Annotated in this window: 17 protein-coding genes; 14 read left to right on the top strand and 3 right to left on the bottom strand. The window is 38.4% G+C overall.

Going from position 1 to position 14,601, the window contains the following annotated elements:
* The first annotated feature begins 13 nt into the window (after positions 1–13).
* The 6 genes from corA (at position 14) to A374_RS09045 (ending at position 5,309) form a co-directional block, all read left to right on the top strand.
* On the top strand, positions 14–970 hold the full coding sequence (gene corA, locus A374_RS09070) for a magnesium/cobalt transporter CorA (protein WP_007201915.1): 957 nt from the start codon (positions 14–16) through the stop codon (positions 968–970).
* Positions 971–1,019: 49 nt separating this feature from the next.
* Complete coding sequence (locus tag A374_RS09065; protein ID WP_007201914.1) at positions 1,020–2,078, top strand: hypothetical protein; 1,059 nt, start codon at positions 1,020–1,022, stop codon at positions 2,076–2,078.
* A gap of 241 nt (positions 2,079–2,319) precedes the next feature.
* On the top strand, positions 2,320–2,646 hold the full coding sequence (locus tag A374_RS09060; protein ID WP_007201913.1) for a YnfA family protein: 327 nt from the start codon (positions 2,320–2,322) through the stop codon (positions 2,644–2,646).
* 45 nt (positions 2,647–2,691) lie between these two features.
* Positions 2,692–2,928 (top strand): hypothetical protein, encoded by a 237-nt coding sequence (locus A374_RS09055; protein ID WP_007201912.1) that lies wholly within the window; start codon positions 2,692–2,694, stop codon positions 2,926–2,928.
* 49 nt (positions 2,929–2,977) lie between these two features.
* Positions 2,978–3,757 (top strand): hypothetical protein, encoded by a 780-nt coding sequence (locus A374_RS09050; protein WP_007201911.1) that lies wholly within the window; start codon positions 2,978–2,980, stop codon positions 3,755–3,757.
* 130 nt (positions 3,758–3,887) lie between these two features.
* Positions 3,888–5,309 carry a SpoVR family protein gene (locus A374_RS09045; RefSeq protein WP_007201910.1) on the top strand — a complete coding sequence of 474 codons (1,422 nt, stop codon included), beginning with the start codon at positions 3,888–3,890 and terminating at the stop codon, positions 5,307–5,309.
* A 45-nt stretch (positions 5,310–5,354) separates the two neighbouring features.
* Here A374_RS09045 and A374_RS09040 read toward each other — a convergent pair whose 3' ends face one another.
* Positions 5,355–5,912 carry a hypothetical protein gene (locus A374_RS09040; protein WP_007201909.1) on the bottom strand — a complete coding sequence of 186 codons (558 nt, stop codon included), beginning with the start codon at positions 5,910–5,912 and terminating at the stop codon, positions 5,355–5,357.
* Positions 5,913–6,249: 337 nt separating this feature from the next.
* On the opposite strand from A374_RS09040, the gene A374_RS09035 reads away from it, so the two are divergent.
* The 3 genes from A374_RS09035 (at position 6,250) to ribD (ending at position 10,042) form a co-directional block, all read left to right on the top strand.
* The gene (locus A374_RS09035; RefSeq protein WP_007201908.1) at positions 6,250–7,311 is read left to right on the top strand and encodes a DnaA N-terminal domain-containing protein; all 1,062 of its coding nucleotides are present in this window, start codon (positions 6,250–6,252) and stop codon (positions 7,309–7,311) included.
* Between the two features lie 364 nt (positions 7,312–7,675).
* A complete protein-coding gene (locus tag A374_RS09030) occupies positions 7,676–8,734 on the top strand; it encodes an AI-2E family transporter (RefSeq protein WP_156793188.1) in 1,059 nt (352 codons plus the stop codon).
* 225 nt (positions 8,735–8,959) lie between these two features.
* Positions 8,960–10,042, top strand: a complete 1,083-nt coding sequence (gene ribD, locus A374_RS09025; RefSeq protein ID WP_007201906.1) for a bifunctional diaminohydroxyphosphoribosylaminopyrimidine deaminase/5-amino-6-(5-phosphoribosylamino)uracil reductase RibD — start codon at positions 8,960–8,962, stop codon at positions 10,040–10,042.
* 54 nt (positions 10,043–10,096) lie between these two features.
* On the opposite strand, the gene A374_RS09020 is transcribed toward ribD, so the two are convergent.
* Entirely contained in the window at positions 10,097–10,390 is a 294-nt protein-coding gene (locus A374_RS09020; RefSeq protein ID WP_007201905.1) for a hypothetical protein, read from the bottom strand.
* A 258-nt stretch (positions 10,391–10,648) separates the two neighbouring features.
* On the opposite strand from A374_RS09020, the gene A374_RS09015 reads away from it, so the two are divergent.
* From A374_RS09015 to modB, 4 genes are all read left to right on the top strand, one after another.
* On the top strand, positions 10,649–10,903 hold the full coding sequence (locus A374_RS09015; RefSeq protein ID WP_007201904.1) for a FeoA family protein: 255 nt from the start codon (positions 10,649–10,651) through the stop codon (positions 10,901–10,903).
* Positions 10,893–11,621, top strand: a complete 729-nt coding sequence (locus A374_RS09010; protein ID WP_007201903.1) for a FeoB small GTPase domain-containing protein — start codon at positions 10,893–10,895, stop codon at positions 11,619–11,621. Before A374_RS09015 ends, A374_RS09010 begins: the two co-directional genes overlap by 11 nt.
* A gap of 32 nt (positions 11,622–11,653) precedes the next feature.
* On the top strand, positions 11,654–12,985 hold the full coding sequence (locus tag A374_RS09005; protein ID WP_238535171.1) for a nucleoside recognition domain-containing protein: 1,332 nt from the start codon (positions 11,654–11,656) through the stop codon (positions 12,983–12,985).
* Between the two features lie 102 nt (positions 12,986–13,087).
* The gene (modB, locus tag A374_RS09000; RefSeq protein WP_007201901.1) at positions 13,088–13,747 is read left to right on the top strand and encodes a molybdate ABC transporter permease subunit; all 660 of its coding nucleotides are present in this window, start codon (positions 13,088–13,090) and stop codon (positions 13,745–13,747) included.
* 66 nt (positions 13,748–13,813) lie between these two features.
* Here modB and A374_RS19970 read toward each other — a convergent pair whose 3' ends face one another.
* Positions 13,814–13,975 (bottom strand): YjcZ family sporulation protein, encoded by a 162-nt coding sequence (locus tag A374_RS19970; protein WP_007201900.1) that lies wholly within the window; start codon positions 13,973–13,975, stop codon positions 13,814–13,816.
* Between the two features lie 174 nt (positions 13,976–14,149).
* Here A374_RS19970 and A374_RS08995 point away from each other — a divergent pair, with 174 nt between their 5' ends.
* Positions 14,150–14,566 carry a hypothetical protein gene (locus A374_RS08995; RefSeq protein WP_007201899.1) on the top strand — a complete coding sequence of 139 codons (417 nt, stop codon included), beginning with the start codon at positions 14,150–14,152 and terminating at the stop codon, positions 14,564–14,566.
* Positions 14,567–14,601: the final 35 nt, after the last annotated feature.

Raw genomic sequence — 14,601 nt, 5'->3', positions numbered from 1 at the left:
GGGAGTGTGCCCCATGGTAAGAATTATGGCAATGACTACAAGTCAGGAATGGTTGATTCAACCACCTATTGAAACGTTAAAAGAAGACACAATCGCGTGGTATTGGATGGATTTTGATCAGCCTACGGAGGAAGAGAGTAGTCTCCTTGCTTCTTTCTTTGCCTTTCATCCACTGGCGATTGAAGACTGCTTACAGTTCTTACAACGTCCAAAGCTTGAGTATTATGGAGACCATAACTTTTTAGTGATGCACGCTCTTAATGAGCATTCTTTATCTGCACATGAAGTGGATCTGTTTATTGGAGAGCGTTTTATTGTTTCTTTTCATTTAGATCCGCTTAAGGAACTGAGTGCCACATGGGAATATTTTAAGAATATGAAGCCATCTTTATCGATTACGCCGCTAGAAGTAGGTCATCGAATTATGGACAAAATTGTTGATACGTATTTTCCAATTGTTCAAAGCATTGAAGATCATCTATTAGATATAGAGAACAATTATCAAAAAGGAAATAAACATTCTTTTATCCAACAAACATTTGATGTGCGCAGTGACTTATTAAAAGTACGGAGGACCATTTTTCCTATGCGCGATTTACTGTATCGCATGCTAGAATCGCGTCGTTTTTTAATCAATGACCAACAAAAGGCGTATTTTCATGATATTTATGATCATTTGTTAAAGCTTTGTGAAATGATCGACTCTAGTCGAGAAATGACGTCAGATATTCGTGATAATTATATTTCACTCAATTCCTATAAGATGAATACAATCATGAAAACATTAACGGTCATTACGACGATTTTCATGCCTTTAACTTTTTTAGCCGGTATTTACGGTATGAATTTTGAAAATATGCCAGAATTAAAAACGGAAAATGGCTATTTTATTCTCCTTGGATTTATGGTGTTCATTGGAATTGGAATGTATATTTGGTTCCGTAAGAAAGGCTGGTTTGATCAAGAGTGAGTGACAATGGGCTACACTTCTTATATACTTAAAATGGAGGTGTAACCATATGTTGGTTAAAAAATATAACGCTCGACTGTTCTTATTTCTTGGTTTAAGCAGTCTTCTTTTTATGGGTAATATACTTGTTTATCGGATTCAGTTTATAGATCCTCTTGCAAAAGAGAGCGTGTATGCCACGTTGCTAGACTGTTTATTCGTATGGCCTCTTTTAGTTTACCTCTTCTTTTTGCGGAAGCGCCGTCTCTCGTTACGTTATGCCAGCCTCACGTTACTTGTTGGTGTGGGCAGTGCGACGTTCATCATTCCCCAGTCATTTAAACTTGAATTTCCTAGTATCATTCGTTTTTGTCTCTCACCAGTTGGCTTTGGACTACTCCTTGTACTTTTTATTTGTACCTACATCTTGCTGCTTTTTTTGAAAGTGCAACGCATTATACGCAACGAGCAAAACGTCCCATCTATGCAATTCATACGCTCTATGCATGCGCATGAGACAGGTGGTTTTCATACGATGATTGCACTTATGACTTTTTATGATCTTCTTTTTTGTTCTTGGAAACGTCATAAAAGAGTTCAAGGTAAATCATATTTTTCCTATCATAAAAAAACATCGAGTATGGCTTTTCAAGCGATGCTTATTCATGCATTAGTGATTGAAAGTGTTGGATTTCATTATGTATTAATTTCTTTTCATCCTATGCTAGCTTGGCTTATGCTAAGTCTTAATAGCTATACCATTCTATACACGCTTGCCAACATTCAAGCCATTCGTACACAACCTATTACATTTGATGGTAAACGACTTATCATTTATAAAGGATTAACAAGCGTTATAACTCTTCCGCTTAGTGAACTGGAAAGTATTGAACGATACAATGGTCCAGAGCAACTACCGAAATCATTACGCAAACGAACGTTTAATGCCGTGCTTGCTGAGTTTACAAAAGAAAAACCGGCCTTTGAAATGGTTTTAAAAAAGCCTCATTCAGTATTTCAGTTTATCGGAAAATCTTCGAAAGTTGATAGAATTCATGTTACAGTTGATGATGATGTACGCTTTTATGAACAGATTCAGAAGGCGATTGAAAACGAAAAAGCCGGTTGAATTTCCGGCTACGCATTAACTTTCGTATGATGTTTGTCTTTCTTGAAATACGTGTGTCTCGCTTCGTTACAAACAGCAATGCCGAGCACACCAAGGATACTAAAAAGAAAAGCCATATCTTTTTTCATTCCTCCCTCAATGAGACGTCTTACCAAGCAAGATTCGGCGTTAACTGACCTTTTCTGGCAGTCTGTTTCAATATTGTCACGCAACTGAAAACTCACTGAAAGGAATGTTACACATGTTTAAAGCGATCCTTCTATTTATCCTTGCCGGGCTTGCTGAAATTGGTGGTGGCTATCTTATTTGGCTTACCATTAAAGAACACAAAACAGTGCTCTACGCCATCATAGGAGGCGTCATTCTCGTTGCTTACGGCATCATCCCAACACTACAAACCTTTCCCTCCTTTGGACGTGTATACGCTGCCTATGGAGGCGTATTTATTATTTTGTCCATCCTTTGGGGTTGGGCAATCGATCAAAAGACACCTGATTTTTACGACTGGTTAGGGACCATTATATGCTTAATTGGAGCTTCGATTATTTTGTGGGGACCTAGAAGTTAAAAGGACCTTTTTTATCTTTAAATAATAATTAATGCAGATTTTAATATGCCTATAATACAATTTAATGCATTTGAAAATGATACACGTGCTGATATCAAGTTTCAAAGTTACTTCGAAATAGAAAAGGTTATTTCGGTTTGTATGATTGATGAATTTGATATTAGCAACACTCTTGGAGTTAATGCATTATATGAATTTATGAATGACAAACACCCTTTTTTCTATGTGTTTTCAGTAGATGATGAGATTCAGTATATATACATTAAAGTAGATGTAAAATAGCAGCTAGCTATCAAATAAAAAACAAATTGTATCTTGATATGGAGGGTGTATGTCAAATAATTACAATGAAATAGATTTAGAATATTTGAAAAAGGTAGCAAGAGGACGATTACACCCTCGTAGGGTCGTGTATTATTATTTGTTTACAAGCCTTTTTGGATTTTTTGGTTTTTTGTCTTCAGCTGAATTATCTGGTTTATTTTGGGAGTGTCTCTTCTATATAGAAATGGGGGCTTTAGTGTTTCAAGTAGTGAGTGGTATTTTATTTTTATGTACACCATTGAAATTTAAATTACAAAAATTATTACATATCTTCTGTATTACCTATTTGGTAAAAATGGCTATTGATGCTTACATTGTTCTATTTGTTTTTACAGCAGAGAAAAACACATCATTTATATTTTTAGTGCTTGATTTGATTTCATTAGTGGGTGGGATTGTTTTTATTATCTATTGCGTAAAGAGAGCATGGAGGCAAGTGGGTCAAGGGGCATTTAAAATAGATGGACCAGGTTTATACGATTATAAACCGAATGATAAACTAACAAAAATTGCCCAAATAGGAGGGGGAGCAGTATTGTTAGTTGGTATTTTTTCAAGGCATGCCTCTGAGTCAAATAATATTTATATCTATTCATTATGGTTATTCGGTTTGCTTTTATTAATGAGTGTTGTCCCCGTATTTGTTGGCCTAGCAATGCCGGAGTCTATTCTCCTTCTCTATTGTAAATCACGCTTCCCATCTTTTCTTGTTACTTCCAAGGATCCAATGCTGCCAATCGATCCTTCCTATTGGGAGGAAGAAGATAGTAAGGATGAGCACTTATAAACGTGAATAAGACATATTTCCTCCTTAGGATACAGTATTTCAGCTGTATCCTTTTTTTCCGTTCTGCTTTTTTCATGAAATGGACTGTTTCTTCATACGTATGATGTAAGAGAAATTAAGGGGGGAAAACATGTCCTGGGATGAGCAAAATAAGGAATTAGGTAGAGCGATTGAGGAAATTACGGAAATTGCGACGGGTTTTGGGCTTGATTTTTATCCGATGCGTTATGAAATTTGTCCAGCGGATATTATTTATACATTTGGTGCGTACAATATGCCGACGCGGTTTTCGCATTGGAGCTTTGGTAAACAGTTTCATAAGATGAAGCTGCAGTATGATTTAGGATTGAGTAAAATTTATGAGCTTGTCATTAACTCCAATCCGTGTTACGCCTTTTTGTTAGATACGAATTCGTTGATTCAAAATAAGTTAATTATTGCGCATGTGTTAGCGCATTGTGATTTCTTTAAAAATAATGTTCGTTTTTCCAATACACGACGCGATATGGTCGAAAGTATGACAGCGACAGCTGAGCGGGTTTCACAGTACGAAATACAGCATGGAAAAAAGGAAGTGGAAGTGTTTTTAGATGCCGTCCTCGCCATCCAAGAGCATATTGATCCATCGATTATGCGCCCGTCACTTAACTATAATTTAGAAGATGAAGATGAAAGTGAAGAGCAACGTAAAGAAACGCCTTATGACGATCTATGGAACATTGATGATGCTGCCAAAATGAAAGATGTGCCATCTGGTGCTAAAAAGAAAAAATCTTTTCCGCCCCATCCTGAGAAAGATTTATTGTTGTTTATCGAAGAATACAGCAATGAGCTAGAAGACTGGCAACGAGACATTTTATCAATGATGAGAGAAGAAATGCTGTATTTCTGGCCGCAGCTGGAAACGAAAATTATGAACGAAGGCTGGGCGTCCTACTGGCATGCTAAAATTCTTCAGGAAATGGATTTAACGAGCAGTGATACGATTGAGTTCGCGAAGTTAAATGCAGGAGTCGTTCAGCCGTCAAGAACGTCCATTAACCCATACTATTTAGGACTGCAAATTTTTAAAGACATTGAAGCGCGCTATAATGAGCCAGATGAAGAATTACGAAGACAGGGAGTAACACCGGGCTCTGGGCGCGATAAAATGTTTGAAGTGCGAGAATTAGAGTCTGATATGTCGTTTATTCGAAATTATTTAACTAAAGAGCTATGTCAGCGCGAAGATATGTACTTGTTTCAAAAGCAAGGGAGAGATTATAAGGTAGTAGATAAAGAGTGGGAAGCAGTGCGTGATCAGTTAGTTGGGATGAGAGTAAATGGTGGCTTTCCATACTTAACGGTTAATGATGGTAATTATATGAAAAGTGGAGAGCTTTATTTAAAGCATTGGTTTGAAGGAATTGAGTTAGATGTAAAGTATTTAGAAAAAGTATTACCTTACGTTCATCAGCTATGGGGACGTCCAGTGCATATGGAATCAAAAATTGAAGGAAAAGCAGTTTTGTTTACGTATGAAGGGAAGAGTGTGCATCGTAAATATTTATAAAGAAACAAGCGCGATAGAATGTAATCCTCTATCGCGCTTGTTTCTTTATTTTGAAAATGTAATTTTCAAGTCGTATTTTTTTCCTAAAGCCACAAGTTCTTTATGATATGTACGGAAAGAAGTGGCGGCTTTTTTGAAAAGTTGGTTAGCTTCTAAGCTTTTTGTATGATCACGACTTCGTAACGAATCTAAAACGGTTTGTAACGCTTGCTCTTGAAACGTCATGCCTGTAATGAATGTCCGATGTACAGTCTTCAATTCTTTCGGCTGAGGTGCCATGTTAGCTGCTTTCTTTTTTAGCGACGTGTACTTAGGAATAATTTGTTTGTATAGCGTATTTTTTTTATGTTCATCTGACGTATCTTCAAGTCCACGATATTGCTGAAGAATCGTTTGTTCAGCTGTTGCGATCATTTGTAACTTTGTACCTGAATAGGATGAAATGGCTTGTTTCATTTCCTTTTTTTGTTGTATTTTCTTTTCTTGAGCTGTATCTTGTGCAGTTTCCTGCTTGTCATTTTGTGATGCTGTAGAATGCGTGCTACAAGCAGTTAGTACGAATACCCCGAACATGATCAAACTATAGAGTAGACCCTTTTTCATAGTATTCCTCCATATTTTTTCAGTTTAGACAAATGATGCCCGGTTGTTATTATGGCACTGATTGACTAAGACTTCCAGCCCTACTATATGTTTTTTGTTTAAAAAAATACTATTTTCCTATAAATTACAGTGGGTTCTACTTGTTTTAAGGGTCTATACTCCTTGTTTTTAGAAAAATGAATCTAGGTATGTAGTCATTTGTAAGGAGGGAAAAATGACTCATGATAAAAGATGGGTGAAGAAGGATGTACCAATCTCCTCTTTTAAATAAAGACGCACAACACTATGGAAACTGTTATGATAGTAGAATACGATGATATAAATAGGAGGATCACCAATGACCAGCAAGGATATGACTACTGATCCACTTCTATATTTCCGTAGAGGGATGGAAGATGGCGAAGATACGCTCGTATATTTTAAAGAAGAAGACGTTCAACAATTCACGCTTGAGTCGACAGGTGTGCCATTGCCACGCTTACAAGCGGGTGTAGTATATATAGATGATTATTTCATGGATTATTGGATGCCTGTATTAGGGCTTGTAGCGGGGAATGTTTATTTGCACTTATTACGTCCAACCGCGGGAGAGCGTGCATGTATTCATGACGAACATACATTAGCAGCGAAGCTAGGAATTAATGAAGAAGCATTAGAAGAAGCATTTAATACGTTAGAAGCATTTGGCTTTATATTTCGCTTCTGGAAAGCATCAGGAGAAGGTGGTCCGGATGTCATTTTCAAGGTAAGACAGTCTGTGCCTTTATTAGATCCACTCTTTCTTGATATGATTCCTGAAGTGCTTCAACAAGAGCATGAGCAATTTATCGGGCGACTTCAGCAAGTTTACGGTTATCAGCTTGCCCAACCAATTGAAGAAGAGGAAGAAGAGCAAGAAGATCAAACTCGTCCTGAAATGGTAACGCGAGAACTTCCTTTTGAAGAAGTTAAGGAGCCAGCGTTAGAAGAACCAACTCCTGAGCCAGTAAACGAAGAAGTTGTGAAGGTCGAGTCGGTAGAAGAGCGCGTTGAAACTGTTGCGTCGTCTACAGCAGATCCTGTGGTTGAACCACTTCCGGTAATGGAGAAAGAAGAACCTGCACCTGTTAATGAGATTGAAGAAGTGATTGAAGAACAATCTACTATGACAGAGCAAGAACAAAAAGTGTGGAATTTAGTGTTACAGGCATTGGCAGATAAACTTCCAAAACCAAGTATGGACACTTGGTTTACAAATAGCTACTGTAAACTGAATGAGAACGAGCGCATGGCTACCATTCATCTCTTTCATGCTTTTGAAAATGATTGGGTGCAAACGCGTTACCATGACATTATTGCTTCACAATTAAAAAAACAATTCGGTAACGGAAAAATAGACTATGTGATTCATGCAGAATAACAACAAATAAGCTGAATGTAGGCGCTTTTAGCGTTTACTTCAGCTTTTTTCATGCAGATAAATAATTGTGTGTTTTCTTACAAGATAAGTCTCTGCTTCGTACTTTTAGGTGATACTAATTATAAATAGATAGACGTACTAAACAGGGTGAAGGTGTTAACGTTTAAACGTGTTATGCTATAAAACAAGTGGGTATTTTTTTGCGTTTTTATGGAATGAAATTCATTTCAGCAGAAGTGTTTCATAGTATAAAATAGAGGTAGCAACGAATTACAAATATACTTTGCTTTTTTCCTATAAATTACTAGAAGTTCATGGAGTGGTAGAGTATCATAGTACAATAGGAGGTTTTTGCTTGAATGTAATGATGAAACTATTGAAATCAGAAAACACAAAAAAAGTCTTAGCTTTATTACTTTTGGTTGGGATATTGTATATGGTGAAGAGTTTATTTAATATTTTACTTATTACCTTTATTTTTTCATATTTATTTTATAACTTACAAGAAGTTATCTATAAATTTACACGAGGGTACATTAATCGTAAATTAATTGCTATTACGATTTACCTATGTATTAGTGGATTACTAGTACTCGTTATTGTTAAATACATTCCATTATTAGGAATTCAATTTATAGAAATAGGGAAGGAAGTTTCTTCGTTTAATTGGGAAGAACTCGCCAGAAGTATTGACCCTCGGGTGACGTCGTTAATTAATAACATTGAACCACAGAAATATATTTCTAGTGGAATGAATACGATTATTACAGGCATCACGTCCGTTGGATCATTTAGTGTTCAACTGTTTGTTTCATTGTTGCTAAGCTTTTTCTTCTTATTAGAAAAAAATACAATTGTAGCGTTTGGAAAAAAAGTTGAGACGAGTAAAATCGGACCGCTCTATCAATATTATAGCTATTTTGGTAAAAACTTTTTAAATTCCTTTGGTAAAGTATTGCAAACACAAATATTGATATCATTTATCAATGCTGTTTTATCTGTTATTATGTTGGGGATTTTAGGATTTAATCAATTATTCGGACTCGGTGTCATGATCTTTTTATTAGGATTGATCCCGGTTGCTGGCGTCGTCATTTCCTTTGTGCCACTTGCGATTATTGCCTTTAAAATTGGAGGTATGACACAAGTCATTTGGGTAGTTGTCATGATTATTGTCCTGCACGCGTTGGAAAGTTACTTCTTGAACCCAAAGCTGATGTCGATTCGAACAAAGCTACCAACATTCTTTACATTCTTAACCTTAATCGTTTCAGAGCATTTCTTAGGCATTTGGGGACTTCTAATCGGCTTGCCGCTCGTTATGTTTGTATTAGACATGTTGCATATTACGAATAAGCCGTTAATGCGCACTGATAAGAAAGAAGTGCTTGATGCAAAAACGAATGATAAATTTATACAGTAAATAGCATGTTAGGCTAGGAAGTTGCGCTTCCTAGCTTTTTTGCGTCAGTAAAGAGGTTGGATTGCTTTAGTGAGAGAAGCACTTATAGAAGGCGCGCCACAGTTGGCATACGCGCTGCACTAATTCGATAAGGAGCGAGAGCATCACCTTTGCTTCTTTTTTAAATTCCTATGAACTCGTCGTATAATAGACATAGAATGTTTTTTAGAGAGTGAGGGGTCCAGTATGAATGATGAAGGATATATGAAGCTTGCAATTGAAAACGCGAGGGCCATGAAGGGACAAACAGCGCCAAATCCAATGGTAGGAGCGGTGATTGTCAAGAATGGGCGAATTGTCGGTATTGGCTCTCATTTAAAGCCGGGTGAGCCACATGCTGAAATTCATGCGCTGCGGATGGCAGGAGATGAAGCAAGTGAAAGTACCATTTATGTAACACTAGAGCCATGCTCACATGTTGGCAAAACAGGACCGTGTGCAGAAGCGCTTATTAAAGCAGGTGTAAAGAAAGTCGTCATCGCTTCACTCGATCCTAATCCTCTCGTTGCAGGCAGAGGTGTTACGATGTTACGAGAAGCTGGAATTGAAGTGGTTACAGGTGTGCTAGAACAAGAATCATGGGAGATGAATGAAGTATTTAATCACTTCATTGTTCATAATCGGCCGTTCGTTACGTTAAAAGCAGCGATGACGTTAGATGGAAAAACAGCTACTCATACGATGCATAGTCAATGGATTACTGGAGAAAAAGCCCGTGAAGATGTACACGTTTTACGAAGCGAACATCAAGCGATTCTTGTTGGTGTTCAAACCATTATTGAGGATGATGCTGAATTGACGGCTCGCATTCCTAATGGCCGTAATCCAATTCGAATGATTTTAGATTCTACACTGCGAATTGGAATGAGTGCTAAAGTACTTTGCGATGGTAAAGCGCCTACGTGGGTATTTACAACGAATGCTTCTTCTCCCGAAAAAAGAACAGCCTTAGAGGCTCTGGGCGTTAAAGTCTTCGTTGTTGGTTCACACGAAGGAAAGGTTAAGCTTACAGATGTGTTACAAACACTTGGTGAGCATGCGATATCCTCCGTATTCATTGAAGCAGGGGGCACGCTTAATGCTTCTTTTCTAACTCAGCAGCTTGTCAATCAAGTAATTGTGTATGTTGCACCAAAATTGATTGGTGGAAAAGAGGCGCCTACGTTCTTTGAAGGACTGGGTATGGCATCCATGACAAATGCGATCCCTCTCCGCAAAATGACAGCAAGTGTTGTTGGTGAAGATGTGAAAATTATAGCTTCGTTCTAGAAAAGACTTTACAGCCTGTAAGAAAGACAGGCTGTAAAGTTTTTTTTTTATGCGCTATTTTTTAATGGTAACGATCTTGTATTGTCCATCTTGATTTTTCGTATAGACGAAGGAATAGGTTGTTCCTGGCTTAAGGTGTTTTTTGTACCAATGATTATCCGTGCGCAATACTTTATATGTTTTATGTGGGAATTTTACTTCGAAACTATGATTGTCTGCCCAACCGACAAATGTTCCTGCCTGGCGAACATGCTGAGTAGATGGTGAAGAGAAAGCGGATTCAGCATGAAGAGTAGGGGCAATAATGAGCGTACATGTTGCAATAAGGGTGAAAAGTGGTTTTTTCATGCGGCATTCCTTCTTTCTTATAGTATTACTTATTCTATTAACTAAAAAAGAAGTTGTTAAACTATTACATTGGCGAGAATGCTTATTAATGAAGGCTTTGCGCAAGAAAAACAGGTCTATAGTCGTATGCATAACACGCGGTTTATTGGCTAATAAAATATTTTTTTAAAGAGAAGAAAGATTGACAAAGTAGGCGTATATACATATATTAGAATAAAAGTTGCGTTAGAGAAACAATTAAGAACGGAGGAAAAATTAATGAGTCAAGCTAATATTTTAAGGCTTAACCAAGCTTCAAAAGGTCAGTTTATTCAACTTACTTCAATCAATCTTGAGGGAGTTATGCGGCGCCGGTTATTAGATTTAGGCTTTATTCCAGGGGCAGTCGTCGAAGTCGTTCGCAAAAGTCCGCTTGGTGATCCGATAGCCTTTCGCGTAAGCCAAACAACGGTTGCATTACGAAGAGAAGAAAGCTCAAAAATTGGGGGGGTACTATTATCACATGAAGCGTGAATACGTTATTGCTCTAGCAGGTAATCCAAATACCGGGAAAAGTACGTTGTTTAATGCACTAACAGGTTTAAAGCAACATACGGGAAACTGGGCAGGTAAGACTGTGACCATAGCCGAGGGAACCTATGTTCACAAAAAGAATACGTATCGTCTCATTGATTTACCGGGTACGTATTCGTTGTTTTCTAATTCTACTGATGAAGAAGTGGCACGAAATTATATTGTTTTTGAACAACCCGCTGTAACACTCGTAGTTGTTGATGCAACGTCATTAGAGCGCAATTTAAATTTAGCGCTACAAATTATTGAGATGACACCTAATGTTATTATTTGCATTAATCTTATGGATGAAGCAGAAAAACGTGGCATTACAATCAATGAAAATGTATTAACAAAAAAATTAGGCGTACCGGTTGTTAAAATAACAGCGCGCTCAAAAAAAGGATTTGCGCTGCTCTTCGATACGATTGATCGCCTCGTTTCAAATGTGATTCAAGGCACACCAAACGTTGTACGTTATCAACCGGAAATTGAAGAAAAAATAGCAAAATTAGAACCATTCGTGCGAACCGTCGTCAATGATACCATTTCAGCTCGTTGGATTGCGCTCCGTTTATTAGATGGCGATGAGTCACTTCTTCAGGAACTAATGAAACGATGGAATAGAGGGGAGGAGGAGATTCTATGTCCGCAAACGGAGCACATGGTGCACATATGACGTTAGCTAGTCTTTATGAAAAAGCGCAGGAAATGTCTAATGCAAATCTTCGTGATCAAATCGTGCAGCAATTGTACATGAAAAGTCAGGAACTTTGTAGCGCAAGTGTGACATTCTCGAAAACAAAACGTGATGTACGAACGGAGAAACTTGATCGTATTTTTACCTCCCCAATCTGGGGATTTCCGATTATGATGAGCCTGCTAGGCGTGCTGTTTTATTTAACCATTGCTGGTGCCAATGTGCCATCAGATTTGATTGCTCAATCGTTCGGTTATATAGAAGGGCAATTAACAACGCTGTTTCAGCTGTTGTCAGCGCCACAATGGTTGCATGGTTTGCTTATACTCGGCTTGTTTCGAGGCACAGCTTGGGTTGTTAGCGTAATGTTACCACCTATGGCGATTTTCTTTCCCATGTTTGCGCTATTAGAGAATTATGGCTACTTACCACGCGTTGCTTTTAATATGGATCGTGTATTTAAAAAAGTAGGTGCGCACGGAAAAATGTCATTAACGATGGCTATGGGTTTCGGTTGTAATGCGGCTGCGATGATGAGCTCGCGCATTATTGAATCACCTAGAGAGCGGATGCTAGCTATTTTAACGAACAACTTTGTACCGTGTAATGGGCGATGGGGAACGTTAATTGTTTTATCTTCCTTATTTATGGCGGCAGGTTTTTCGAGTGGCGTAGGTATGTTCGTTACGACTGGTACGGTCGTCGGCATTGTCTTGTTCGGTATTATGGTTACGTTCTTCGTATCATGGGTCCTTTCTAAAACGGCGTTAAAAGGGGTTCCGACGCATTATACGCTTGAACTGCCACCTTATCGTCGACCAAAAGTTTTCGAAACCGTTATTCGTTCTTCTTTAGAGCGTTCGCTAGCTGTGCTAATGCGGGCAGTAAAGGTGGCAGCACCCGCAGGTTTCGCAACGTGGATCTTAGCGAATGTGAATGTAGGAGATACGAGTGTGCTCCTACATATTGTTCATTTTCTTGATCCCTTTGCACAAGCGCTAGGCTTAGATGGTTATATTTTAATGGCATTTATTGTTGGTTTACCAGCAAACGAAATTGTTATGCCGATTCTGCTCATGGCCTATTTATCAACAGGATCATTAACCGAAGTTGATAACTTAGGAGATTTAAAACAGATTTTCGTCGATCATGGTTGGACGTGGCTAACAGCATTAAATATGATGCTCTTTTCCCTTTTGCACTTTCCGTGTGGAACCACGCTAGTAAACATTTATAAAGAAACGAAATCGGCAAAATGGACGTTAATTTCGTTTCTTATTCCAACTGTGATTGCGATTGTTGTTACATGGGGAGTGGCACAAACGGTCTATTATCTAAGATAACGAGCAATGAGTAAGCCTACTAATTCTTGAATCGTAGTTCATGTCTTTATTTCTCCTATGGTAAATGCGTATAATAGAGAAAAAATAGAATAGGAGAAGGGCATGCCGTATGAGATTTGGTCGCCCATTCAGCTATCCATTAGCGTGGCAATTGCTTCTGTTAGTATTGTTACAGTACTAGGGATTTTGCTGGCAAAAGGAATGGCGCGAAAAGTATTTAAAGGAAAAATCATGATTGAAACAATGATTATGCTACCGCTCGTTCTGCCGCCAACGGTAATTGGCTTTTTGTTAATTATTGTATTTGGTAAAAGTAGTTGGCTTGGTCAATTCATAGAAACACTGTTTCATCAGCCGATTATTTTCACCTGGTGGGCAGCTGTGATCGCCTCAAGTGTTGTTGCCCTTCCACTTATGTATCAATCGGTCAAAACAGGGCTTGAAGCTGTTGATGAAGATATTGAAGGAGCGGCTTTCGTAGACGGTGCGAGTTCTTGGCAAGTATTTCTACGAATTACACTACCACTTGCGTCACAAGCGGTCATTACTGGGATTATTCTCAGCTTTGCACGCGCCTTAGGTGAATTTGGAGCAACGCTAATGTTTGCAGGTAACATTCCTGGCGTAACAGAAACGATTCCAACCGCTATCTATGTTGCGATTGATTCGGGGAATCGGACTGAAGCATGGCTGTTAGTTGGAGCAAGCATTTGTATATCTTTTCTCTTATTGGCACTTACGTATAAACGGCGTTCTTCATGAAAAGAAGATGTTTCTTGCTATAAGCAAGAAACATCTTCTTCTTTTCATATCGTCGTAAAACATGAATTAATAGATGCCGCCGTAGCCGATTCCTCCAGCACCAAAGCCGCCACCGCCACCAAAGCCGCCGTAACCGCCAAATCCGACACAGGCGCAGCCAATGATAATCAATAAGATAAACAATACTACGAACAAGGCGAATATACCGCCGCCGCCAAAATAACCCATACTTTACACCTCCTCGAAATAAAATATGACAGCTTGGCTTAATGTGTCTGTACTCTGGAAAGAAAAGGGCAAGATTTTTTTCATGAAGCGAGGTGTATGGGGGGAAGAAGATGGAACCTCTGCCTTTTTTGTTCATAAACTACTGTGAGACTTAATTAAAGGAGGTTTCCTACTATGCATAGTGATAATCAAAATATGCCTCTGTACGGAAAAGGGCAAGTGAATCATCCTGTGAATACGCATATGAACGCTAATATGAGCGTACAAGCAAACGATCATATGAACATGAATGCGAATATGACGTTAAATAAATCACAATGGATGCATGCTTGTCATCAATATAAAGGTGCAAATGTAGAGTTTGAAATGTCTGATGGTAAAACGTATCAAGGGAAAATTCATAGTCATGATCATGATAATATGTATATTATTATGAATATGCCGCAACAAAATCGTCAGGAAGAGGAACGGTTTTTCCCGTTTTTTGGAGGATTCGGTTTTCCGTTTTTTGCAGGAGGATTTGGTCCGGGATTTGGCGTGTTTGGCTTTCCGTATTTCGGCTTCCGCGGCTTTCGCCGTTTTTGGTGGTAGAAATGAAGAAGAGACAGCGGAAGCTGTCTCTTCAT

The organism is Fictibacillus macauensis ZFHKF-1, assembly GCF_000269865.1.
GTDB lineage: Bacteria > Bacillota > Bacilli > Bacillales > Fictibacillaceae > Fictibacillus_C > Fictibacillus_C macauensis.
Note: the sequence above shows the minus strand (reverse complement) of the source record. Positions and strands in the feature narration are given on the sequence as shown.

What these genes read in the sequence shown, in the direction of transcription:
- corA (WP_007201915.1), top strand. Translation starts at nt 14, where the DNA reads ATGGTAAGAATTATGGCAATGACTACAAGTCAGGAATGGTTGATTCAA.
- A374_RS09065 (WP_007201914.1), top strand. Translation starts at nt 1,020, where the DNA reads ATGTTGGTTAAAAAATATAACGCTCGACTGTTCTTATTTCTTGGTTTA.
- A374_RS09060 (WP_007201913.1), top strand. Translation starts at nt 2,320, where the DNA reads ATGTTTAAAGCGATCCTTCTATTTATCCTTGCCGGGCTTGCTGAAATT.
- A374_RS09055 (WP_007201912.1), top strand. Translation starts at nt 2,692, where the DNA reads ATGCCTATAATACAATTTAATGCATTTGAAAATGATACACGTGCTGAT.
- A374_RS09050 (WP_007201911.1), top strand. Translation starts at nt 2,978, where the DNA reads ATGTCAAATAATTACAATGAAATAGATTTAGAATATTTGAAAAAGGTA.
- A374_RS09045 (WP_007201910.1), top strand. Translation starts at nt 3,888, where the DNA reads ATGTCCTGGGATGAGCAAAATAAGGAATTAGGTAGAGCGATTGAGGAA.
- A374_RS09040 (WP_007201909.1), bottom strand. Translation starts at nt 5,912, where the DNA reads ATGAAAAAGGGTCTACTCTATAGTTTGATCATGTTCGGGGTATTCGTA.
- A374_RS09035 (WP_007201908.1), top strand. Translation starts at nt 6,250, where the DNA reads ATGACCAGCAAGGATATGACTACTGATCCACTTCTATATTTCCGTAGA.
- A374_RS09030 (WP_156793188.1), top strand. Translation starts at nt 7,676, where the DNA reads ATGATGAAACTATTGAAATCAGAAAACACAAAAAAAGTCTTAGCTTTA.
- ribD (WP_007201906.1), top strand. Translation starts at nt 8,960, where the DNA reads ATGAATGATGAAGGATATATGAAGCTTGCAATTGAAAACGCGAGGGCC.
- A374_RS09020 (WP_007201905.1), bottom strand. Translation starts at nt 10,390, where the DNA reads ATGAAAAAACCACTTTTCACCCTTATTGCAACATGTACGCTCATTATT.
- A374_RS09015 (WP_007201904.1), top strand. Translation starts at nt 10,649, where the DNA reads ATGAGTCAAGCTAATATTTTAAGGCTTAACCAAGCTTCAAAAGGTCAG.
- A374_RS09010 (WP_007201903.1), top strand. Translation starts at nt 10,893, where the DNA reads ATGAAGCGTGAATACGTTATTGCTCTAGCAGGTAATCCAAATACCGGG.
- A374_RS09005 (WP_238535171.1), top strand. Translation starts at nt 11,654, where the DNA reads ATGTCTAATGCAAATCTTCGTGATCAAATCGTGCAGCAATTGTACATG.
- modB (WP_007201901.1), top strand. Translation starts at nt 13,088, where the DNA reads ATGCCGTATGAGATTTGGTCGCCCATTCAGCTATCCATTAGCGTGGCA.
- A374_RS19970 (WP_007201900.1), bottom strand. Translation starts at nt 13,975, where the DNA reads ATGGGTTATTTTGGCGGCGGCGGTATATTCGCCTTGTTCGTAGTATTG.
- A374_RS08995 (WP_007201899.1), top strand. Translation starts at nt 14,150, where the DNA reads ATGCATAGTGATAATCAAAATATGCCTCTGTACGGAAAAGGGCAAGTG.